Here is a 24,140-nt window from a genome sequence, read left to right on the forward strand (position 1 = left end):
GTGCACCCCTGCACAACCCGCTTGACTACCTCCAGGGGCGCCCCGAACGCGATCGTCGGACCTGCGTCGTTGCAGGTTCGATGCTCGGGGAATGCGAGCATAACGTCGAAAATATGTACCCGCGCGTAACTTCTGCGAGGCCGGGATCGGCTTGTCAAGTCTTCAAGGACTTGCGTGTCGACCCTACGAGAGAGTAAGAAGGCCGGAATTCCGTCGAACTGGGCGTCCTTCGGCAAACTATCTGCAACCCGTTGTCACGGAGTCGGTTTCGTCCGGTTTTTCGAGATGTTCTCGCAGACGGGAACTTTCACACGGAAGTTACTGAGGGTTCACCGTCGGTTCGACGGCGGCCGGTTCGGTCGCGTGCGCCACCGCGCCCCGCAGGCCCACGTGCGCCTCGCGGTGCATCCGGTCGACCATGTGCGGATAGTGCAGTTCGAACGCCGGCCGCTCGGAGCGGATGCGCGGCAACTCGGTGAAGTTGTGCCGCGGCGGCGGGCAGCTGGTCGCCCACTCGAGGGAGTTGCCGAAACCCCACGGATCGTCCACCGTCACCACCTCGCCGTAGCGGTAGCTCTTGAAGACGTTCCAGACGAACGGCACCGTCGACGCGCCGAGGACGAACGCGAACACCGTGGACACCGAGTTGAGGACGGTGAAACCGTCCGAGGGCAGGTAGTCCGCGTAGCGGCGAGGCATCCCCTCCGCCCCGAGCCAGTGCTGGACGAGGAACGTGCCGTGGAACCCGGTGAACGTCGTCCAGAAGTGCCACTTGCCGAGGCGTTCGTCGAGCATGCGCCCGGTCATCTTCGGGAACCAGAAGTAGATGCCGGCGTACGTGGCGAACACGATCGTCCCGAACAGCACGTAGTGGAAGTGGGCGATCACGAAGTAGCTGTCCGTGACGTGGAAGTCCAGTGGCGGGCTCGCGAGGATCACGCCGGTGAGGCCGCCGAAGATGAACGTGATGAGGAAGCCGAGCGAGAACAGCATGGGGGTCTCGAACGTCAGCTGACCCTTCCACATGGTGCCGACCCAGTTGAAGATCTTCACCCCGGTGGGCACCGCGATCAGGAACGTCATGAACGAGAAGAACGGCAGCAGCACCGCGCCGGTCGCGTACATGTGGTGCGCCCACACGGCGATCGACAGGGCCGCGATGGCGATCGTCGCGTAGACGAGCCCGTTGTACCCGAACACCGGTTTGCGGCTGAACACCGGGAAGACCTCCGTGACGATGCCGAAGAACGGCAGCGCCACGATGTACACCTCCGGGTGGCCGAAGAACCAGAACAGGTGCTGCCACAGCAGCACGCCGCCGGTCGCCGGGTCGTACAGGTTCCCGCCCAGGTGCCGGTCGACGAACAGGCCCATCAGTGCGGCGGTGAGGATCGGGAACGCGACCAGGATCAGAATGCTGGTGACGAAGATGTTCCACGTGAAGATCGGCATCCGGAACATCGTCATGCCCGGCGCCCGCAGGCAGATGACGGTGGTGATCATGTTGACGCCGCCGAGGATGGTGCCGAGACCGGACAGCGCCAGCCCCATGATCCACAGATCGGCGCCGACCCCCGGCGAGTGCAGCGTGCTCGTCAGCGGCGAGTACGCCGTCCAGCCGAAGTCCGCGGCGCCGCCCGGCGTGACGAACCCCGCGATCGCGATGGTCCCGCCGAACAGGAACGCCCAGTAACTGAACGCGTTGAGACGGGGGAACGCGACATCGGGGGCGCCGATCTGCAGAGGCAGGATGTAGTTGGCGAACCCGAACACGATCGGCGTCGCGTACAGCAGCAGCATGATCGTGCCGTGCATCGTGAACAACTGGTTGTACTGCTCGTTCGACAGGAACTGCAGACCCGGGACGGCCAGTTCGCCGCGGATCAGCAGCGCCATCAGACCGCCGGCCATGAAGAACGCGAACGACGTGATCAGGTACAGAATCCCCAGGTCCTTGGGATCCGTCGTCGTGATCATCTTGTAGAAGAAGGCGCCCTTGGGGCGACGCCGGGCCGGATACGGACGGACCGGCCGATGCTGTTGAAATGCCAGATTCACGACGCCCCCCGAAGGGTCCGAGGCGGTTCGGGTCCGGTGTGGACTCCGTTACCAGGGTAGTCACCCGGTGCCCGGAGAGCGCCACTTTCGCGCCCCGAAACAAGGCCCGGAAACGACGCTGCCGCAGGTGCGCGTGATGCGCGCCTGCGGCAGCGGTGGTGCGGAAGTGGTCAGTGCGCCCGGTTGACCGCCGAGACGACGGCGCGCAGCGACGCGGTGGTGATCGACGTCGCGATGCCGACACCCCAGACCACGGTGTTCCGTCCGTCGGGAGCGGTCACGGCGCACTCGACGTAGGCGGCCGCCTGGGCGTCGTCGCCCGCCGACATGGCGTGCTCCGAGTAGTCGAGGACGCGTACGTCGAAGTCGATCGTGGCGAGCGCGTCGACGAACGCCGCGAGCGGGCCGTTGCCCGAACCCGAGATCTCGTGCTCCTTGCCGTCGACCTTCACCGTCGCGGTGATGGAGTCGGTGCCGCCGTCCTCCTCGGCCGCGGTGACCTTCTGCTTCATCCGCTCGAGCGGCGTGATCGGAGCCAGGTACTCCTCGTGGAAGACGTCCCACATCTCCTTGGGCGACACCTCGCCGCCCTCGCCGTCGGTGATCCGCTGGACGGCCTGCGAGAACTCGATCTGCAGGCGACGCGGCAGCACCAGCCCGTGATCGGCCTTCATGATGTACGCGACGCCGCCCTTGCCGGACTGTGAGTTCACGCGGATCACGGCCTCGTACGTGCGGCCCACGTCCTTCGGGTCGATCGGCAGGTAGGGGACCGCCCACAGGATGTCGTCGACGTCCGCGTCCTGCGAATCGGCGTCGACCTTCATCGCGTCGAGGCCCTTGTTGATCGCGTCCTGGTGGCTGCCGGAGAACGCGGTGTACACGAGGTCGCCGCCGTACGGGTGGCGCTCGTGGACGGGCAGCTGGTTGCAGTACTCGACGGTGCGGCGGATCTCGTCGATGTTCGAGAAGTCGATCTGCGGGTCGACGCCGCGGGTGAACATGTTGAGCCCGAGCGTGACCAGGCAGACGTTGCCGGTGCGCTCGCCGTTACCGAACAGGCAGCCCTCGATGCGGTCGGCCCCGGCCTGGTAGCCCAGCTCGGCGGCGGCCACACCCGTGCCGCGGTCGTTGTGGGGGTGCAGCGACAGGATGACCGAGTCGCGGCGGGCCAGGTTGCGGTGCATCCACTCGATGGAGTCGGCGTACACGTTCGGCGTCGCCATCTCGACGGTGGCGGGCAGGTTCAGGATCACCGGGTTCTGCGGCGTCGGCTGCAGCACCTCGGTGACGGCGTCGCACACCTCCTTGGCGTACTCGAGCTCCGTGCCGGTGTACGACTCGGGGGAGTACTCCCAGCGCCACTGCGTGTCCGGGTACTTTTTCGCCTCTTCGAGGGCCAGCGTCGCCGCGTCGGTCGCGATCTTCTTGATCACCTCGCGGTCGGCCTTGAACACCACCCGGCGCTGCAGCACGGACGTCGAGTTGTAGAAGTGGACGATCACCTTGTTCGCGCCCTCACAGGCCTCGAACGTGCGCTTGATCAGTTCCGGCCGGGACTGCGTGAGCACCTGGATGGTGACGTCGTCCGGGATCGCGCCGTCCTCGATGATCTCGCGGACGAAGTCGAAGTCCGTCTGGCTCGCCGACGGGAAGCCGACCTCGATCTCCTTGTACCCCATCCGCACCAGCAGTTCGAACATGCGGCGCTTGCGGGCGGGGCTCATCGGGTCGATCAGTGCCTGGTTGCCGTCACGGAGGTCGACGGCGCACCACTGCGGGGCGCGGTCGATGATCTTGTCGGGCCACGTGCGGTCCGGCAGCGACACCGGCTCCACTTCCTCGGAGAAGGAGCGGTAGCGGAACGTCGGCATCGACGAATTCTTCTGCGTGTTCCATTCCGGCTGATCGGAGGGAGCAGGCTTGGAAGGCGGCGTGATGGTGCGCGTTCCGGAGGTAAAGGCGTCAGCGGGGGACATGGGATTGATCTCCAGGTTCGATGTGGACTGTCGGGAGTCCAACGGCTGTGTCGACCGGCGCACGAAAAACCCCGCGACGGGAAGCCAGTCTGGATCAGACCCCGTCGCGGCAACCAAGGAGGAGTGCGCGCTGCATACTCAGCACTGTACTCCGGGCATCGTCGTTCGCGTGCCGGGGTTCGAAGTCCGAGTGAGGAGACCGCGGTGAACCGCAGCGCGACGGTGGTATCACCGCTGGTCGCCGCCGTTTTTACGGTGCTGCTCGTGTCGTGTTCCGGCGTCGTCGCGGGGGTGCCGAGCGTCGCCGGGGACGGCGAGCCGATCTACGGCCTGCCGGTCAGCGAGCACACCCGCGCGGAGTTGGCCGTCGCCGCCGCGGCGCGTGACCTCGCGCCGTGCGGACTGCTCGACCGGGACCTGGTCGCGTCGTTCGGGCAGGTCACCGCGTACGGACCCGTCGGCGACCTGTCGACCTGCCACGCCGAACTGGTGCCTGCCCGCGGCACCCCCGCCAACCCCGTCTGGGTCGAGGTGACGGTCGGTGAGCGCGAACCCACGGAACGCACCGGTGCTGGGGAGGCGACGTCGGGAATCGAGGTGCGTCCCACGGCCGGCGCACTCCCGGGGACGTGCACCCTGTACTTCTCGCTGCCGCCGGTCCCGGACGCCGCCGCCCCCGGGCGCTGGGGGCACGTGTCGTACCTCGACGGGGCAGGCGGCACGGGCGACTCCGCGGCCGGCGACGACTGCGCGGAAGCGCGGACGGTACTGGGATCGGTCGTGGGCAGGCTGGCGGCGCCGGCATCTGCGCCTTCGGATATTCCTCTTGCGCAACAGGATCCGTGCCGGGTGGTCGAGAAGCTGTCCGTCGAGACGTTCACCCCCGGCAGCCGCCCCTACGAATGCCTCCTGACACTCCGCGGCGGCGCCGAGGCGTCCGTGCAACTGGCGCTGTCGCCGGAACCGTCGCAGGCCGGCGGCCCCGAAACGGTCGAACTCGACGGCACGCCGTTCACCTACTTCCGTGATGCGATCGAATGCCACTACTACTTCTATCCGGGGACGGTGTTCGACACGAACCTGCCGTCGAGTCCGGTGAGCGAACGGGACAAAATCGGCAACCGGCTGACGGCGTCCGTCGCGGCGTCCGCACCTAGCTGCGACGACGCGGAAACGCTGGTGCTCGCCGCGACCGAAGTGTTCGACTACTGAGATGAACACACAGGTCGATGTCGCCCGGGCCTACCTGGACGCGTTGCTCAGCCACGACGGCAACTCGGTGCCCATCGAACCCCGGGCCGTGCGGTACGAGATGGGGCTGAAGACGGCATTCTCCGGAAATCACCTGCGCCGAAGCCTGTCCGGCGGCCCCCAGTACCGGGTGATCCGGTCGATCCGCGACTGCGTGTGGACCGTCGACGGCGAAAACGTCACCGTCGACTATCTCCTCGACGCCGGACTTCTCGGCCGCACCCTCGCGACGGTCCGGGTGGTCGAGACGTTCCGGATCCCGCCGCACGACCTGCGCATCCACCGCATCGACGCGAAGATCCGGCGCCCCTGAGCGGTTGCTTCTGATCCGGCTGTCGCGCTGGGGCTTCCGGCACGTGAGTGGCAAAGTGTGCTCGCGCACGCTTTGCCACTCACGTACCCGTCAGGCGAGCGTTTCGTGCGCTGCGGGAACGGAGCCCAGGCGGCCGGCCTGGAAGTCCTCGAACGCCTGCAGCACCTCGGCCTTGGTGTTCATGACGAACGGTCCGGCCATCGCGACGGGCTCGCGGATCGGCTTGCCGCCGAGGACGAACACCTCGAACGACTCGGTCCGCGAATCCTGCGTGTCCGCCGCGGCGATCGTCAGGGTGTCACCGCGCCCGAAGACGGCCGTCTGACCCATGTGGATCGGCCGGCGTTCGGAGCCGACGAGTCCGTCGCCCGCGAGGACGTAGGCGAGCGCGTTGAACTCGGGGTTCCACGGCAGCGTCAGGCTCGCACCCGGCGCGACCGTCGCGTGCACGAGGCTGATCGGCGTGTAGGTGGACCCGGGACCGTGGTGACCGTCCACGTCGCCGGCGATGACGCGAACGAGAGCGCCGCCGTCGGACGAGGACAGCAGGGCGACCTTTGCGCCGGTGATGTCCTGGTAGCGGGGTGCGGCCATCTTGTTGTCGCGCGGCAGGTTCACCCACAGTTGGACGCCGTGGAACAGGCCGCCGCTCGTCACCAGGTGCTCGGGCGGGGTCTCGATGTGCAGGATGCCGCCACCCGCGGTCATCCACTGAGTGTCGCCGCCGCCGATGGTTCCGCCGCCACCGTTGGAATCCTGGTGCTCCATGATGCCGTCGATCATGTAGGTGACGGTCTCGAAGCCGCGGTGCGGATGCCACGGTGTGCCCTTGGGTTCGCCGGGTGCGTAGTCGACCTCGCCCATCTGGTCCATGTGGATGAACGGGTCGAGGGCCGGCAGATCGATGCCGGCGAACGCGCGGCGCACCGGGAAGCCTTCGCCCTCGTACCCGACGGGTGCGGTGGTGAGCGAACGGACCGGGCGGTCGACGGCGCCGGGAGCAGGTGCGTCGATACGCGGCAGGGCAAGGATGTTGTCGACCGTCACGGCTGGCATGGGGTGTCTCCTCGTACTCAGGTAATTGATTGTTCAACTACTTCATGCTGTGTAACACCCGCGGCGTCCAGGTATTCCCACAGGGCGGCTCCGCCGCCCGTGCGTGGCCGGCGAGTGCAGAGACTCGTTAACCACTCACGGGCGCGGAGCGCCTAGTTGAGGACGTTCTCGTGGTCCGGGCAGTACCGCGTGATCGCGCCGATGACGTACGGGTAGACGCCGTCGTTGGTGAGCATCGGCGTCCACTCCTCACGCACCTGGTCGAGCGGCTTGCCCGCGTCGAGGGCGGTGCAGATCTCGCCGGCCTGATGGACCGCCAGGTCGTCGTCGGTGACGGTCTGGTTGTTCGCGCGCAGGTAGGCCAGGTAGTCGGCGGCCGTCTGCGGGTCGTCGGCGACCGAGAACACTCGGCTGCCGGGGGCGGTGGCGGCGGTCGTCCGCGCCGCCACGGACGCCGAGGCGGACGTGGTCTCGGATGCTGCGGTGTCGGTGTCGCCGCCACCGCAGGCGCTGAGGAGTGCCGCGGAGCAGACGGTGAGGGCGGTCAGAGCAAGGGTGCGGCGCATGGGGCGTGTGATTCCTTTCGAGGCCTGTGACGGCGACGATCGTATCGCCTGCGGGGCCGGTGTTCCCGGCGGCGATCACCCACGCTGTTCCCGGTCAGAGACCGCGATCGATCAGGTCCAGGATTTCCTCACTCGTCGCGGCATGAATCTTGTCGACCGCGGCGGCATGCGCGTCGTCGGACGTTCCGACCTCGGCCAGGAGGCTTCCGAGGCGTTGCGCGATGGCCGACCGCGCCTCGGCGTCGTCGCCGAGTTCGGCGATGGTGGCGCGAAGCCGGTCGACGTCGGCGAGCGCCACCGACATCGGATCCGGAACGAGTTCCGAGCGCAGGAACTCGGCGACGGCCCGCGGGCTGGGGTGGTCGAACACCATGGTCGGCGGCAACCGCAGCCCTGTGGCGGCGCCGAGATGGTTGCGGAGCGCGACGGCCGCGAGTGAATCGAAGCCGAGTTCCTTGAACGCCTGGTCGGGGTCCACGGAGTCCGACGCGTCGTAGCCGAGCACGGTGGCGGCCCCGCCCCGCACCAGGTCGAGCATCAGGTGCCGCTGTTCGGGGATCGACAGGTCGGCGAGTCGCTGCGACCAGTCCGACGGCCCCGACCCGTTCGGCCCGGTCACGACGGAGTCCGATCCCGCGGCGTGCGGGCGCGACTCCCGGATCAGGCCCCGCAGCGGTGGGGGAACGTACGGTGCGGCCGAACCGGAGTGGTCGAACCGCGCGGCCGCGACGGTGGGGGCACCGGCGGCCAGCGCGCTGTCGAACAGCGCCAGACCGTCGGCTGCGGGCATCGGCACCATCCCGCTGAGACGGGCGCGGGCGAGGTCGATGGCACCGAGGTTGTCGGTCATGGCGCTCGGTGTCGCCCACATGCCCCACGCGATGGAGAGTCCGGGCAGCCCGAGGGCGTGGCGGTGGTGGGCGAGGGCGTCGAGGAACATGTTCGCGGCCGCGTAGTTCGCCTGCCCGGGGGCGCCGAGGACGCCGGCGAGCGAGGAGAACACGACGAACGCCCGCACGTCGCTGTCCGCGGTCAGCCGGTGCAGGTTCCAGGCCGCGTCGACCTTCGGCCGCAGGACCGTGTCGAGTCGCTCGGGTGTCAGCGACGCCAGGGTGCCGTCGTCGATCACTCCTGCCGCATGGACCACCGCTGTCAGGGGATGCTCGGACGGTATCCCCGCCAGCAACCCGGCGACCGCCGACTCGTCCGCGGTGTCACAGGCGACGATGCTCACCTCGGCGCCCAGATCGCTCAGTTCGCGGCGCAACCGGTCGCTGCCCTCGGCGCCGGGTCCGCGCCTGCTGGTCAGCAACAGGTGCCGGGCCCCGTGCTCGGTCACCAGGTGGTGGGCGACCAGGGACCCGACCGTCCCGGTGCCGCCGGTGACGAGGACGGTGCCGGCGGGATCGAACGTCGTCGGTTCGTCGACGGCGGGCATCCGCCGCAACCGCGGTGCGCACAGCGTGCCGTTCCGGGCTGCCACCTGCGGTTCCCCGCTCGCCAGTGCCGACGTGATCGCGGCCTCGGCGTCCGACGCGTCGTCGAGGTCGATCAGCACGAACCGGTCCGGGTTCTCGTTCTGCGCGGAGCCCACCAGACCCCACACCGCCGCGGCCGCGAGGTCGGGAGGAGCGTCGTGGTCCTGCCCGTCGTCGGTGACCATGGCGTTGCGCGTCACGATCACGAGCGGGTTGTCGGCGAACGTCTCGTCGTCCTGCCAGTCCTGCAGCAGTCGCAGCACCCGCGCGCACAGTTCGTGGGTCGCGTCCGGACCGTGGTCGCCGTCGGTCGCGCACCCGACCAGCACCGTCCACGGACGCCGGTCTTCTTCGTCCGGCCCGGATTCCATCGCGGTCCGCAACGACTCCAGGTCGGGACACCCCGGGAACGTCGAACCGATGCCAGGATCGCCGAACCCGTCGGCGCCGAGGACGACCACCGGTCCGCGAGGCCCGGACGGCGCGGCCTCCACCCGGATCCAGGCGGTCCGGTGCAGTCGCAGCGGCGCCGGACGGCCCCCGTCGACTGTCCTCTGCACCACGCGCAGCGCCTCGACGGTCAGCACCGGCTCACCGGCGGGGTCGACGGCGGTGATGCGATGCCGTCCGTCGTCGCCGGGGGTGAACCGGGCGGTCACGGCGTCCGCACCGACGGTGTGCAGCCGGATCCCCGACCAGGTCTGCGGCCAGCCGTCCCATCCGAGGAGGGGTTCGATCGCGGCCTGCAGCAGCACCGGGTGGATGCCGAACCCGCTCGTGTCGACGCCGTCCCCGAGCCGCACCTCGGTTTCGGTGTCGCCCGGATCCTGTTGCGGCACTGCGGCGGACGAGCCGACGACGTCGTCGATCTTCGCCGACGCGTTCCGAACCCAGCTGTCCGGGCTGTCGGTGTCGCCCGACTTCGACGACACGGTGACGGTGCGTGCCCCGGTGGTGTCCGGCGGCGACACGAGGACGCGGATCGAGGCCAGCCCGGACGTCGAGAGGACGAGCGGATTGTGCAGAGTCAGTTCGTCGATGTGGTCGAGGCCGACGTGGTGGGCCGCGTGCAACGCGAGTTCGACTGGCACCGCGGGCAGCACCGTCTGAGCGTCGCTCGCCGACGGGGAGTCGCCGTCGTCGACCGACGGTGACACGAGCCAGGGGTCCCGGTGCAGCGACAGCTGTCCCGTGAACAGGGTCGCGTCGTCGTCGAGACTCACCGCGGCACCGAGTAGCGGATGATCGGACGGGGTCAGCCCCAGTTCGGTCGGGTCGCCCGTGTTCCGGACGGCCGCCGTCGGCCAGTAGGAACGGCGCTGGAATGCGTACGTGGGCAGGGCAACCCGGCGGCGGCCGGGTAGCACCTGATCCCAGTCGACGGTTGCGCCCTGCACGTAGGCGGCGGCGACCGCCTCGATGATTCCGTGCGCCTCGTTCTCGCGCCCGGGCAGCGTGGCGATCGTATTCGGGACGACCTCGGCGGCGAGTGCCGTCAGTGTTGCGCCGGGACCGACCTCGACGAGGCGGGTGACGCCGAGTTCGTCGAGGGCGCGCACGCCGTCGTGGAACCGCACCGTGTGCCGGATGTGCCGGGTCCAGTAGTCCGGCGACACGAGTTCGTCGGCGGTGGCGACGCGTCCGGTGACGTTGGAGACGACCGGGATCTTCGGTTGCTGCGCCGTCAGTTTCGACAGGACGGCGGTGAACTGGTCGAGGATCGGATCCATCAGGGTCGAGTGGAAGGCCCGCTCGACCCGCAGGCTCGTGGTCTTCAGTCCGGCGGCGGACAGTTCGGCGGCGACGGCGTGCACGTCCCGTTCGCTGCCCGCGAGGACGACGGATTCGGCGCCGTTGACGGCCGCGAGGTCGACGCGGCCGTCGATCCGCGGCAGGATGTCCTCCTCGCGTGCCCGGACGGCGATCATCCGACCCGGTTTGGTGGACTGCATCAACCGTCCCCGGTCACCGACCAGGGCGGCCGCATCGGGCAGGCTGAACACGCCCGCGACGTGGGCCGCGGTGATCTCGCCGATCGAATGGCCGATCAGGTAGTCGGGGGTGATGCCCCACTCCCGCAGCAGCCGGTACAGCGCGACCTCGATCGCGAACAGGGCCGGCTGGGTGTATTCGGTGCTGTCGAGCTTCGCGCCGCCGTTCTCGTCCCAGATCACCTGCCGCACCGGGGTTTCCACATGCTCGTCGAGGGCGGAGCAGACCTCGTCCAGTGCCGTCGCGAACACGGGGTAGGCGTCGTAGAGGCCGCGGCCCATCCCGATGCGCTGAGCGCCCTGGCCGGTGAACATGAACGCCGTCTTGCCGCGGGCGCTCGTCCCGGTGACGACGTTGCCGCCGGGACGCTCCGTGACGATGCGGGCGAGGCCGTCGCGCAGGTCGTCCAGCGTTTGCCCGATCACCGCGGCGCGGTGCGTGAAACCGGATCGGGTGGTGGCCAGCGAGTAGGCGAGGTCGGCCGGGTCCGGGAGTTCGGTCTCGCTCGTGTCGAGGAATTCCGCCAACCGGGTGGCCTGCGCGCGCAGTGCGTCGCCGGTCTTCCCGGAGAGCACCCACACCAGTGGCGACGCCGACGGCGGCGAGGCCTCCGGCACCACGTCCTCGGGTGGCTGTTCGAGGATCATGTGCGAATTGGTGCCGCTGATCCCGAAGGACGACACGGCCGCCCGCCGGGGCCGCCCGGTTTCCGGCCACGCAACCGATTCGCCGAGCAGCGACACCTCGCCCGCGGTCCAGTCGACGTGCCGGGTGGGGACGTCGCCGTGCAGGCTCGGGGGCAGCACCCCGTGCCGCATCGCCATCACCATCTTGATCACGCCGGCGACGCCCGCCGCCGCCTGGGAATGGCCGATGTTCGACTTGACGGAACCGAGCCAGAGCGGCCTGCCCTCCCGGCCCTGCCCGTACGCGGCGAGCAGCGCCTGCGCCTCGATCGGGTCGCCGAGCGTCGTGCCGGTGCCGTGCGCCTCCACGGCGTCGATGTCGGTGGGGCCGAGCGCGGCGTCGGCCAGAGCCTGGCGGATGACGCGTTCCTGGGACGGCCCGTTCGGGGCGGTCAAACCGTTCGACGCCCCGTCCTGGTTGACCGCGGATCCGCGGACGATCGCCAGCACCCGGTGCCCGTTGCGCCGGGCGTCGCTGAGCCGTTCCAGCACCACCATTCCCGCGCCTTCGCTGAGTCCGGTGCCGTCGGCCCGGTCGGAGAACGGCTTGCAGCGTCCGTCCGAGGCGAGCCCGCGCTGGCGGCTGAACTCGACCAGCACACCGGGTGTGGCCATCACCGTCGCCCCGCCGGCCAGCGCAAGCGTGCATTCACCGTCGCGCAGTGCGCGCGCCGCGAGATGCATCGCCACCAGCGACGACGAGCACGCCGTATCCACCGTGACCGCGGGGCCGGTGAAGCCGAGCGTGTAGGAGATCCGGCCGGACGCCACGCTGTTGCTGGTCCCGGTCATCAGATAGCCCTCGGCGTCGACGTTGCGCTGCGTCATCAGGTGGAAGCCGTAGTCGCCGCCCATCAGCCCGACGAACACACCGGTGTCGGTGAGGCCGGGCGCGGTCGGCTGGATCCCGGCCTGTTCCAACGCTTCCCACGCGCTTTCGAGGAGCAGCCGGTGCTGCGGGTCCATCGCGATCGCCTCGCGCGGGCTGATGCCGAAGAACGCGGCGTCGAATTCGTCTGCGTCGTAGAGGAACCCACCCTCCTTCATGTACGTGGTGCCGGGCCGGTTCGGGTCGGGGTCGTACACCTCGTCGAGATTCCAGCCCCGGTTGTGCGGATATTCGCCCACCGCGTTGTGGCCGTCGCGGACGAGCCGCCACAGGTCCTCCGGGCTGTACACCTTGCCCGGGTAGCGGCACGCCATCCCGACGATCACGATCGGGTCGTCGTCCCGCCGGGCCCGCGCCGGACCTGCCGCCTGCGGAGCCGCCTCGTCCCCGAGCAGGCGGGACACCAGTTCCTGGGTGAGCGCGTCCGCGGTCGGATGGTCGAACACCACCGTCGCGGCCAGACGCACACCGGTGGCGGTCGTCAGCTGATTGCGCAGTTGCACCGCGGTCAGCGAGTCGAAACCGAGTTGCTTGAAGGCACGTTCCGGGTCGATCGCCTCCTTGCCTTCGTGACCCAGCACGGCCGCCACGTGGGTGGTGACGATGTCGAGCACCCGGCTGTGCCGCTCCCCAGGGTCCAGCGCCCGCAACTCCTCGGCGAGGCCGGTCGGGGAATCGGCGGCGGCGGCGCGGCGACGACGGACCCCGAGCACCCGGCGCAGGATCGGCGGCAGCGACTCGCCCTCGGACCGGGAGGCGCGCGTCGACAGCCGGACCGGCACGATCAACGGCCGGTTCACGGCGAGCGCGGCGTCGAACAGCGCCAGCCCCGCCTCCGGGCTGATGGTGTCGATGCCGTTGCGCTGCAACCGGTCCAGGTCGGCCGCGTTCAGATGGGACGTCATCCCGCTGGGCCGGTCCCACAGTCCCCACGCCATGGACGTCGCGGGCAGCCCGCGGGCACGGCGGTGCTGGGCGAGCGCGTCGAGGAAGACGTTCGCCGCCGCATAGTTCGCCTGTCCCGCGCCGCCGAGCACGCCCGCCGCCGAGGAGAACAGCACGAACGCCGACAGGTCGCGGTCCCGCGTGAGGTCGTGCAGATTCCAGGCGCCGTCCACCTTCGGTCGGAGAACCGCGTGCAACTGCTCCGCGCTCAGGGTGGCGGCGGTGGCGTCCTCGAGCACGCCGGCGGCGTGGATCACGCCGGACAGGTCGGGAATGCCGGCGAGCAGCGCGGCCACCGCGTCGCGGTCGGCCACGTCGCACGAGACAGCGTCGACTTCCGTTCCCGACTCGGCGAACTCGGCCCGCAGTTCGTCCGCCGCCTCGGCGTCGAGTACGCGCCGGCCGGTCAGCACCAGCCGCCGCACCCCGTGCTGCGCGACGAGATGCCGCGCGATCAGCCTGCCGATGGTGCCGGTGCCGCCGGTGATCAGGACGGTGCCGTCCGGGCCGAACGTCGCGGGGCCCTCGTCGGGCGCGGCCGTCGCGGGCGTCACCGCGGCGAGCATCGGCGCCAGCAGCACCCCGTCCCGGACCGCCAGCTGAGGTTCGTTGCAGGCCAGCGCCATGGACAGCAGCGCGGGATCGGACCGTTCACCAGCCGCCGCGTCCAGGTCGACGAGGGTGATGCGGTCCGGGTGCTCGTTCTGCACCGCGCCGATCAGCCCCCACGCGGGTGCCGCGGACACGTCGTCGACCGGGTCGTCGTCCCGGACCGCCACCGCGAGCCGCGTCGTCACCAGCAGCCGGGTCTCGGCCAGGCGGTCGTCGCCGAGCCAGGACCGGACCGCCCGCAGCGTCGCTTCCGCCGCGGCGTGCGACCGGGCCGGCACGTCCGCCTCGTCGCCCGGTGCGCGGTCGAGCCACAGCACGCGACGGTCCGGGTCACCGCCGGCCAGCGCCTCGTCGAGCGGCAGCAGGTCCGCCGGAGAAGTACTGGACGCACCCACCGGCATCCACTCCACCCGGTACAGGCTGTCGCGGACCCGGGCGGCGGGCACACCCGCGTCGCCGAGCGGCCGCAGTGCCAGCGAGTCGGCGGTCAACACGGGTCTGCCCGCCGCGTCGTACGCGGAGACGCGGTACCGCTCGGGCCCGGTCGTTCCGACGTGCACGCGCAGGGCGGTGGCGCCCACAGCGTGCAGTTGCACCCTGTCCCAGGCGAACGGCAACCGGATGCCGGTGTCCGCGGCCCCGAGCGCAATCAGGTGCAGCGCCGCGTCGAGCACCGCCGGATGGATCCCGTACCCCGCGACCGCGGCGGCGGGGTCCTCCCCGCTCAGCCGCACCTCGCCGTACAGGTCGTCGCCGCGGCGCCACGCCGCCTTCAGACCGCGGAACGCCGGGCCGTATTCGTAGCCGGCGTCGTCGAGCACGTCGTACAGGCCGCGCACGTCGATCGGCGTGGCCTCCGCGGGCGGCCACTGCTGCTCGAGGGAGTCGGCGGTGTCCACGGCCACCGTGAGCGTGCCGGTGGCGTGCCGGGTCCACGGCGTGTCCGGCGCGGCATCCGCGGGCCGGGAGTGCACCGACACCGTGGAGCGGCCCGCCTCGCCGTCGGCGAGCACGCTCACCTGCAACGCCACCTCGCCCTCGGCGGGAATCACCAGGGGCGCCTCGATGGCGAGTTCCTCGAGCCGGCCGCACCCGACGCGGTTCCCGGCGTGCAGGGCGAGTTCCACGAAAGCCGTGCCCGGCAGGATGACCGTGCCGTCGACGCCATGGTCGCTCAGCCAGGGAAGGCGTTGCGGCGACAGGAGACCCGTGAACACCGCGCCCCGGCCGTCGCCGAGTTCGACCGATGCGGCGAGCATCGGGTGCCCGCCCGACTCCATGCCCGTGGACGCGAAGTCGCCCTGCGGAACCGGGCTCTCCAGCCAGTAGCGGCGATGCTGGAAGGCGTACGTGGGGAGGTCCACCCACTGCTGCCGGTCGTCGTGCCGGGCCCAGCTCACCCGGTCCCACTCGACGTGCAGTCCGTGGACCTGCGCCTCGGCGAGTGCGGTGGTGAACTGCCGCAGCCCCGCGCGGTCGCGGCGGATGGTGCCGACGGCGCGGCCGGCGACACCCGCCGCGTCGAGGGTTTCCTGCAACGCCACCGTGAGGACGGGGTGGCTGCACGACTCGACGAATAACCGGTACCCGTCCGCGGCCAGCGATCTCGTCGCCTGCTCGAACCGGACGGTCCGGCGCAGATTGCGGTACCAGTAGTCGGCGTCCAGCGCGGTGCCGTCCAGCACGCCACCGGTCACCGACGAGTAGAACGGAATCCGCGACCGGCGGGGGCTGATCGACGCGAGGACGTCGAGAATCGGCTCCCGCAGCACCGACACGTCCGCGCAGTGCGACGCGTATTCCACCGCGATCCGCCTGGCCTGGACGCCGTCGCCCTGCAACTGCCCGATCAGCAGGTCGAGGGCGTCGACGGGGCCGGAGATCACCGTCGCGGACGGACCGTTGATCGCCGCGACCTCGACGGCCCCGGCCCACGGCTGGATCCTCTCCCGCACGAGGTCCGCGGGCAGCGTCACCGACGCCATCCCGCCGCCCCGCTTGGCCGACGCGCCGATCACCCGGCTGCGGGCCGCCACGACGAGCGCCGCGTCGGACAGGCTCAGCGCCCCCGAGACATACGCGGCCGCGATCTCGCCCTGGGAATGCCCGACGACCGCCGCGGGTTCGACGCCGTGGGAACGCCACAGCCCGGTGAGCCCGACCATCATCGCGAACAGCGCCGGTTGCACCACGTCGACGCGGTCGAGCGCGGCGGGATCGCGGTAGCGCAGCACGTCCAGCAGCGAGAAATTCGTGTACGGGGCCAGCGCTTCGGCGCACTCCCGCACGGTGTCGGCGAACACCGGTGACGTGTCCAGCAGTTCGGTGGCCATGCCCACCCACTGCGAACCCTGGCCGGGGAAGACGAACACTGGCCGGTCGCCGGCCTCCAGCGCCACACCGGTGACCACGTCGGCGCCGGGCGCGCCGCGGCTGAGCGCGTCGAGACCGTTCAGCAGGGCGTGGGGCTGTGCGCCGATCACGGCGGCGCGGTGGTCGAACGCGGCGCGGGAACCCAGCAGGGCGCCGGCCACCGCGGCGGGCGTCAGGTCGGGGTGGCCGCTGACGTATTCACGGAGCCGCTCGGCCTGCGCGCGGAGTGCGGGTTCGGTGTGTCCCGACACGAACCAGGCGACGACTTCGTCTGACGGGCGGGGCGGTTCGGCGTCCGACGGTTCGATGGGCGGCGCCTCTTCCAGCACGACGTGGGCGTTGGTGCCGCTGATGCCGAACGACGAGACCGCGGCCCGGCGCGGACGGTCGGATTCCGGCCACTCCCGGTTCTCGGTGAGCAGCGACACCGCACCGGCCGACCAGTCGACGTGCGGGGTCGGCCGGTCGACGTGCAGGGTCTTCGGCAGGACGCCGTTCCGCATCGCCATGATCATCTTGATCACCCCGGCGACGCCCGCGGCCGCCTGGGTGTGCCCGAGATTCGACTTCACCGAGCCGAGCCACAGCGGCCGGTCGGCGGGGCGGTCGCGGCCGTAGCCGGCCAGGAGGGCGGACGCCTCGATCGGGTCGCCCAGTTTCGTGCCCGTGCCGTGCGCCTCGACCACGTCGACGTCGCCGGGTCCGAGTCCCGCATTCGCCAGCGCCTGCGCGATCACCCGCTCCTGCGCCTGCCGGTTCGGCGCGGTCAGCCCGTTGCTGGCGCCGTCCTGGTTCACCGCGCTGCCCCGGATGACGGCCAGGATCCGGCGACCCTTGCGTTCCGCGTCGGACAGCCGTTCCAACGCGACCATCCCCGCGCCCTCACCCCACGCCGTGCCGTCCGCCGCGGCGGAGAACGCCTTGCACCGCCCGTCGCGGGCCAGTCCGCGCTGACGGCTGAACTCCACGAACACCGCGGGAGTCGCCATGACCGTCGCTCCGCCCGCCAGCGCCAGTTCGCATTCGCCGCTGCGCAGCGCCTGCATGGCGAGGTGGATGGACACCAACGACGACGAGCACGCGGTGTCCACCGTGATCGCGGGTCCGTTGAGGCCGAAGCTGTACGCCACCCGGCCGGACGCGACGCTCATCGCGTTGCCGGTGATGAAATACCCCTCCAGATCCTCAGGCGGCATGCCGCCCGCCCGCGCCGCGTAATCGATGCCGGACAGCCCGGTGAAGACGCCGACCTGCCTGCCGTGCACCGACCGCGGGTCGATACCGGCGTGCTCGAACGTCTCCCAGCTCGTCTCCAGGAGAAGCCGCTGCTGCGGGTCCATCGCCAGCGCCTCGCGCGGCGAGATGCCGAAGACCTCGGGGTCGAACCCGGCGGGGTCGTCGAGGAAACTGCCCTGCACCGTGTACGTCTTACCGGCCTGCTCGGCCTTCGGGTCGTAGAGGTCCGCCAGGCCCCAGCCGCGGTCCTCGGGGAACCCGGCGACGGTGTCCGAACCCGACTCGACCAGCCGCCACAGGTCCCGCGGCGACCGCACACCGCCGGGGAACCGGCAACCCATGCCGATGACGGCGATCGGTTCGCGGCTCACGCCCTCGACCTCACGGAGCTTCTCCCGCGCCTGATAAAGGTCCGCGGTGACTCGTTTCAGATAGTCGAGGAGCTTCGCCTGATCGGCCATACGAGGTCCTATCCGAGATCCGCCGTACGTAGCGCGGAAACCTCGATTGTATCCGCCGTCACGACGCGGATGGAGCGGTCTGAGCTTCGCACCGACGACCGATCTACCTGGTCAGCTCGGCACGCCAAGGGGATACCCACCGGCGCTCCGGTGTATGCCGATTCCGGCTGTTCGGCTTCCCGGCGACCACCGCTGTCGGTAGTGTTGCGACTCCGAGCAGGATCCGTATCGAGGAGGTGAGAACCGTGTCCGTTCGTTCAGGTCGGGTGCTCTCACTTCGCGACCGCGCGGTCGTACCGACATAAGGTGACCGGGAGAGCGCCCATCGGCATTCCGAAAGGCTCTCCCATGCCAGTGTCCCTCTCCCCGTCCCTCGAATTCGTCCTCGTCACGAGGCTGCGCGCCGCCGGTTGTGTGTTCGCCGAGGACGAGGCGCGCCTGATCGTCTCCGCCGCCCGGACGTCGGACGAACTCGCCTCGATGCTGGACCGCCGCGTCGCCGGCGTCCCCCTCGAGCACGTCCTCGGCTGGGCCGAATTCTGCGGGCTCCGGATCGAGGTCGATCCGCGGGTATTCGTGCCGCGGCGTCGCACCGCGTTCCTCGTCGAGCAGGCCGCCGCCCTCGCGTGCCCGCACGCGGTCGTCGTCGACCTGTGCTGCGGTTCGGGGGCCGTGGGCGCCGCGCTCGCCGACACACTCGACGGCATCGAGTTGTACGCGGTCGACATCGACCTCGCCGCGGTCCGGTGCGCGCGGCGCAACCTCGCCGAACCGGCCCGGGTGTTCGAGGGCGACCTGTACGCACCGTTGCCGACCGCGCTGAGGGGACGCATCGACGTGCTGGTGGCCAACGCCCCCTACGTGCCGACCGATGCGATCAGGTTGATGCCGCCGGAGGCCCGGTTCCACGAACCGCGGGTCTCACTCGACGGCGGCGCCGACGGCCTCGACATCCAGCGGCGCGTCACCGCCGGGGCTCGCGACTGGCTCGCGCCGGGCGGTCACCTGCTGATCGAGACCAGCGCGAGTCAGGCCCCGCTCACCGCCGAAGCGTTCGCGGAGGCCGGGCTCACCACCCGGATCGAGACGTCCGAAGACGTGGGCGCCACGGTCGTCGTCGGCACGAACCCGGGCTGAGCGACTCTCCCCGGTGAGCGACCAATCCCACGTGGGCGACCCCCCAGGTGAGTGGCAAAGCGTCCCGGGGGACACTTTGTCACTCACGTGGGGGGTCGATCCGGACGCAGCAGTACCCCTCGGCCGGGGCCAGTGTCGCGAGGCGGTTGCCGCAACCCGCGCCGTCGAGCAGTCCCGACAACAGTGCGAGGTTCATCCCGCACACCATGTCGGTGTGCTGCCGGGCGAGCGCGTGGAACGGGCAGTTGACCAGCACGATGGTCCCGTCGCTGCTGCGCGGTTCGTAACCGCACGCCGCGAGCGCCGCGACCAGGTCGTCGTCCGAGCAGCCGACGTCGGCGCCGAGGCCGCGACCGAAGTCGCGGGCCCGCGCGGACAGGGCGTCGCGCGGTGAGGCACCGGTCGCGTCGGCGTCTTCGATCGCCCGCGCGAACAGCTCGCCGGCGAGCGCGTACGCACGTTCGGGGAGGTGCACCGAGAACTCGCGGTCGGACCGCCGGTAGAGCTTGGCGGGTCGTCCCGCGCCCGGTCCCGAGCGCCCGCCGCGGCGCGCGAACTCGACCGCCAGCAGTCCCTCGTCGGCCAGCTTCTCGAGATGGAACGCGGACGTCGAGCGGGCGAGTCCCAGCGCCTCGGCGACGTCGTCGCGGCTGACCGGGGACGGCTGCGTGCGCACGTGGTCGTACACCTGCCTGCGAACCGGTTCGCCGAGGGCGGAGACGGCCGACACGTCCGAGCGTGGTGTGGCATCCATGAACCCCATTGTAAAACCCAGAATCGTTGACTAAATTGCGCGCCGAATTCTATAGTCAAAGAACATAGTTTTTAGAAGGAGTCATCATGGCTACCAACACACCCCACCAGGTCAGCCACGGTTCGCACACCCTGTCCGACCCGGGCTACCAGGCCTTCCTCGTGCTGCGCACGGTCTTCACGGTGGCACCGATCCTGTTCGGGCTCGACAAGTTCACGAACTGGCTCACCGACTGGCCCCAGTATCTGGCGCCGTGGATCGACGACATCCTGCCGGGAACCGCTCAGCAGGGCATGTACGTCGTCGGCGTGATCGAAGTGATCGCCGGAATCCTCGTCGCCGTGGCACCGCGGATCGGCGCCTGGGTCGTCGTCGCCTGGTTGGCCGGGATCATCGTCAACCTGCTCACGCTGTCCGGCTACTACGACGTCGCGCTGCGCGACTTCGGGTTGCTCGCCGGCGCCGCCGCCCTCGGCCTGCTCGCCGCCGAGTACGGGCGCCCGCTCCACCGCCCACACAGCTGATCGGAGCCGCACACCGCACGTGAGATGCACCTCATCGACTGTTTCGAGTGACGCGACCGCTCGTAGGGTGAGTGGTCGTGTCGGTAGGTGCGCAGGATCAGGGAACCGGATCGCGGGATCACGGTGTGCCGATCCCTGCGCCGGCCCCGGCACGATTGTTGCTTCTGGGCGTGCCCAAGCTGGGCCGACGCTGGCCGGGCGTGGTCCGTGCCGGCGTCGCCGTGGGTCTGCCCGCGCTGGCGGGGGTCGCCCTCGGACATTCGGCTGTCGCGGCGACCGCCACCTTGGGTGCGTTCGCCGTCGTCTACGGCGAGGGCCGGGCGTACCGGGTGCGGTGGCGGGTGGTGTCGATCGCCGCCGCCGTGATGGTGCTCCTGGCCGGGGTGGGCGCGGCGGTCGGCGGGCTCGTGCACGACGCGACCGCGGCGGGCGGGTCCGCGCTGTGGGGGATGGCGCTCGTCCTCGCGATGACCGTGGTCGTCGCCGTCTGCGCCTTCGTCGTCGACGGACTGCGACTCGGCGCTCCGGGCGCCTTCCTTCCGCTGCTCACCGTGGAGATCTCGTCAGCGCTGCCCGCGCTCGGTGTCTCCGTGGCGGAGGTGATGGCCTGGGCGGCGGCCGGGGCGGTGTCGGCGTTGCTCGTGTCGATGTCGGGGCGGATCGTTCGTCCCCGCACCCCCGAGCGTGCCGCGGTCGCGACCGCGGTCGCCGCAGTCGACACCGCACTCTCCGACCCGTCGTCGCCCGGTTCTCGCCGGGACGCGGTGCGGTCGCTGCACGCCGCCTGGCAATGCCTCCACGACGCCGCCCTCGTCGGCCGTGACCACCCGCTGACCCGCACGTTGCGTGCGGCGCACCTGCGGTGCGCGGCGACGGTGGACGGTGTCGACGCGGACCACGCGTCGGACGACGACGACCTGCGGCCGCAGGTCCCGCTGCCGCGGCCGTCGATCCGCTACCGGCTCCGCCGGGCGTCGCATCTCCGCGGCCGGTCGTGGACGATCGTCGCGCGACTGCTGGTCGCGTGCCCCGCGGCCGGTCTCCTGGCGCTGGGGTTCGGCGTCGGCAGGCCCGACTGGGCGGTGATCACCGCGGCGATGATCCTGCACCAGGGACCGGACCGGGTGCTGGGGACGTACCGCGGGATGCACCGGTTCTTCGGAACGGTGCTCGGACTGGTCGTGCTCGCCGTGCTGTCGTCGTTCGACCTGCCTGCGGCGGTGCTGGTGCTCGTGGTGGCGGGTCTGATGGCGGGGATCGAGGCGTTCCTCGTCCGCAATTACGGGCTGGCGATGGTGTTCATCACGCCGCTCGCCCTGGTGCTCGGCAGCCGCGGCACGCACGTGGACCTGATGACGGTGTCCCGCGACCGGCTCGTCGAGACCGTGCTCGGCGTCGCGGTGGCGCTGGTGGTGCTGTGGATCGTGCTCCCCGGTTCGTACCGGCGGATCCTGAGCGACGCGGACGGCCAGGTGGCCGCGACGATCGGGCGGCTCGGCGACGCCCGGGAACCGGGTGCCGTCGCCGAACTCCGCCGGGACCTCGAGTTCGATCTGCACGCCTCCACGACCGCCGCGATCACCGCCGCCCACACCGATCCGGCGTGGACCCGCGACCGCTGGCCCGAGCACCACCACCTTCACGAACTCGGCTACCGAATCCTCACCCGGCACTTCGGACCTCGCCTTTAGCCGGTTGTCGCGGGATTCCCGCTGTTAGGGTTCGTTGATGGGTCCTGTGACGGGAATCGGAACAGTATTTCGGGCCTCGTTGGCCGCGGCTCTCTGCGTCGGGGTGCTGGCCGCGTGCTCGTCGGACGAGGAACCGCAGAGCGATCCGGCGGCCACGTGCGCGGACGTTCCGAACGGCACCCCGGTTTCCAAGGCGCCGCCGCCTCCCGGCCCGGCGCCGACCACCCAGAACCTCGCGACCAACCCCGAGATCGCCACCGTGTACCGATCCGGGATGACACCCGTGACCACGGCGTCGTATGCGGTCTCCACCGCCAATCCGGTGTCGACGCAGGCCGCGTGCGAGGTGCTGCGGGACGGCGGGACGGCCGCCGACGCGCTGATCGTTGCCCAGACCGTTCTCGGTCTCGTCGAACCGCAGTCCTCCGGAATCGGCGGCGGCGCGTTCCTGCTCTATTACGACGCCGGGCAGAACAGTGTCGAGGCGTACGACGGGCGGGAGGTCGCGCCGATGGCCGCGACGGAGAACTACCTCCGCTGGATCAGCGACACCGACCGCACCGAACCAAAGCCCGACGCCCGCGCGAGCGGACGGTCCATCGGCGTCCCCGGTGTCCTGCGGATGCTCGAGATGGCGCACCGCGACCACGGGCGGGACGCGTGGCGGGAACTGTTCGACCCGGCCATCTCCCTCGCAGACCAGGGGCTCGAGATCAGCCCGCGGATGGCCGGGCAGATCGCCGAGTCCGCGCCCGACCTGGCCGTCGACGAGCCGTCGAAGGCGTATTTCCTGAACCCCGACGGCAGCCCGAAACCGGCCGGGACGAAGCTGACGAACCCGGCCATGGCGAAGACGCTCGGCGCGATCGCCGCGGGCGGCGCCGACGCCTTCTACACCGGGGCCATCGCCCAGGGCATCGTCGACGCGACGGCGACCGCGTCGGGCGGCCGCACCCCCGGCCAGATGACCCTCGACGATCTCGCCAACTACCAGGCGAAGAAGCGGACACCGGTGTGCACGCCGTACCGGGACCACGAGATCTGCGGCATGCCGAACCCGTCCTCCGGCGGCACCGCGGTCGCGGCGACGCTCGGCATCCTGGAGAACTTCGACCTGTCGCAGTACGGGCCGACGAACCTCGACGACAACGGCGGAAAGCCGACGGCGGAGGCCGTGCACCTCATTTCCGAGGCCGAGCGACTGGCGTACGCCGACCGGGACAAGTACGTCGCGGACTCCGATTTCGTTCCGCTGCCCGGCAATTCCCTCGACACACTGCTGAACGAGGACTACCTGAAGCAGCGGGCCGGCCTCATCGACCCGGGCAAGAGCATGGGCACCGCGCAACCCGGCAACTTCGGGCCCGTTCCGCTCGGTGTGCAACCGCAGGACAAGGAACACGGCACCAGTCACATCTCGATCGCCGACAAGTACGGCAACGTCGCATCGATGACGACGACGGTGGAATCGGCGTTCGGCTCGTTCCACATGACGGACGGCTTCGTGCTCAACAATCAGCTCACCGACTTCTCGGCTCAGCCGGTCGGCCCCGACGGGGCGCCCCTCGCCAACCGCGTCGAACCAGGTAAGCGGCCGCGGAGTTCGATGGCGCCGACGCTCGTCTTCGACCGCGGCAGCGACGGCTCACGCGGCGACGTCCAGTTCGCGACCGGGTCGCCGGGCGGTTCGGTGATCATCCAATTCGTCGTGAAAACGCTCGTGGGAATGCTGGATTGGGGCCTGAACCCGCAACAGGCCGTGTCGGCGGTCGACTTCGGGGCGGCCAACACCCCGGTCACCGGCGTCGGCGGAGAGCATCCGAACATCGACGCGGTCGACGACGGTGCTGCGGACCCCTTGATCGTGCAGTTGCGGGCGATGGGTCATCAGGTGTCGGTCGCGCCGCAGTCCAGTGGGCTCAGTGCGCTGCAGCGTCAGGACTCGGGGTGGGTCGGCGGTGCGGACCCGCGGCGCGAGGGCGCGGTGATGGGTGACGGGACGGGATAATCGATCCGATGGTTCAGACCCCGACGGGCGGGGAACCCATCGACCATGGCGAACAACGATGTGAACGATCCCCCGGACGGCGCCTGGGCGTTCTTCGACCATTCCGAGGGTGCCACAGGGAAATAGAGGCC

12 protein-coding genes are annotated in these 24,140 nt (G+C 70.3%); 6 read left to right on the forward strand and 6 right to left on the reverse strand.

What is annotated here, in order from left to right:
• Positions 1–318: 318 nt before the first annotated feature.
• Both ctaD and leuA read right to left on the reverse strand, forming a co-directional pair.
• Positions 319–2,058: a cytochrome c oxidase subunit I gene (gene ctaD, locus I1A62_RS30490; protein WP_124390232.1), complete on the reverse strand. Its 1,740-nt coding sequence runs from the start codon at positions 2,056–2,058 to the stop codon at positions 319–321.
• A 170-nt stretch (positions 2,059–2,228) separates the two neighbouring features.
• A complete protein-coding gene (leuA, locus tag I1A62_RS30495) occupies positions 2,229–4,037 on the reverse strand; it encodes a 2-isopropylmalate synthase (RefSeq protein WP_124390233.1) in 1,809 nt (602 codons plus the stop codon).
• 204 nt (positions 4,038–4,241) lie between these two features.
• Here leuA and I1A62_RS30500 point away from each other — a divergent pair, with 204 nt between their 5' ends.
• Both I1A62_RS30500 and I1A62_RS30505 read left to right on the forward strand, forming a co-directional pair.
• A complete protein-coding gene (locus tag I1A62_RS30500) occupies positions 4,242–5,249 on the forward strand; it encodes a hypothetical protein (protein ID WP_219456033.1) in 1,008 nt (335 codons plus the stop codon).
• A 1-nt stretch (position 5,250) separates the two neighbouring features.
• Entirely contained in the window at positions 5,251–5,601 is a 351-nt protein-coding gene (locus tag I1A62_RS30505) for a hypothetical protein (protein ID WP_124390235.1), read from the forward strand.
• Positions 5,602–5,691: 90 nt separating this feature from the next.
• Here I1A62_RS30505 and I1A62_RS30510 read toward each other — a convergent pair whose 3' ends face one another.
• From I1A62_RS30510 to I1A62_RS30520, 3 genes are all read right to left on the reverse strand, one after another.
• Positions 5,692–6,657, reverse strand: a complete 966-nt coding sequence (locus I1A62_RS30510) for a pirin family protein (protein WP_218268017.1) — start codon at positions 6,655–6,657, stop codon at positions 5,692–5,694.
• 152 nt (positions 6,658–6,809) lie between these two features.
• A complete protein-coding gene (locus tag I1A62_RS30515) occupies positions 6,810–7,223 on the reverse strand; it encodes a DUF732 domain-containing protein (RefSeq protein WP_124390237.1) in 414 nt (137 codons plus the stop codon).
• 94 nt (positions 7,224–7,317) lie between these two features.
• Positions 7,318–17,895, reverse strand: a complete 10,578-nt coding sequence (locus I1A62_RS30520; protein ID WP_219456035.1) for a type I polyketide synthase — start codon at positions 17,893–17,895, stop codon at positions 7,318–7,320.
• 348 nt (positions 17,896–18,243) lie between these two features.
• Between I1A62_RS30520 and I1A62_RS30525 the strand changes: the two genes are divergently transcribed.
• The gene (locus I1A62_RS30525; protein ID WP_219456037.1) at positions 18,244–19,032 is read left to right on the forward strand and encodes a putative protein N(5)-glutamine methyltransferase; all 789 of its coding nucleotides are present in this window, start codon (positions 18,244–18,246) and stop codon (positions 19,030–19,032) included.
• A gap of 79 nt (positions 19,033–19,111) precedes the next feature.
• Here I1A62_RS30525 and I1A62_RS30530 read toward each other — a convergent pair whose 3' ends face one another.
• Positions 19,112–19,786, reverse strand: a complete 675-nt coding sequence (locus tag I1A62_RS30530) for a metalloregulator ArsR/SmtB family transcription factor (RefSeq protein WP_219456039.1) — start codon at positions 19,784–19,786, stop codon at positions 19,112–19,114.
• A gap of 86 nt (positions 19,787–19,872) precedes the next feature.
• On the opposite strand from I1A62_RS30530, the gene I1A62_RS30535 reads away from it, so the two are divergent.
• From I1A62_RS30535 to ggt, 3 genes are all read left to right on the forward strand, one after another.
• The gene (locus I1A62_RS30535; protein ID WP_124390241.1) at positions 19,873–20,310 is read left to right on the forward strand and encodes a DoxX family membrane protein; all 438 of its coding nucleotides are present in this window, start codon (positions 19,873–19,875) and stop codon (positions 20,308–20,310) included.
• 125 nt (positions 20,311–20,435) lie between these two features.
• Entirely contained in the window at positions 20,436–22,001 is a 1,566-nt protein-coding gene (locus tag I1A62_RS30540; RefSeq protein ID WP_257890586.1) for an FUSC family protein, read from the forward strand.
• A gap of 37 nt (positions 22,002–22,038) precedes the next feature.
• Complete coding sequence (gene ggt / locus I1A62_RS30545; RefSeq protein WP_124390242.1) at positions 22,039–24,009, forward strand: gamma-glutamyltransferase; 1,971 nt, start codon at positions 22,039–22,041, stop codon at positions 24,007–24,009.
• Positions 24,010–24,140: the final 131 nt, after the last annotated feature.

The organism is Rhodococcus sp. USK10 (assembly GCF_019378875.1).
GTDB classification, from domain to species: Bacteria; Actinomycetota; Actinomycetes; order Mycobacteriales; family Mycobacteriaceae; genus Rhodococcus_F; species Rhodococcus_F pseudokoreensis.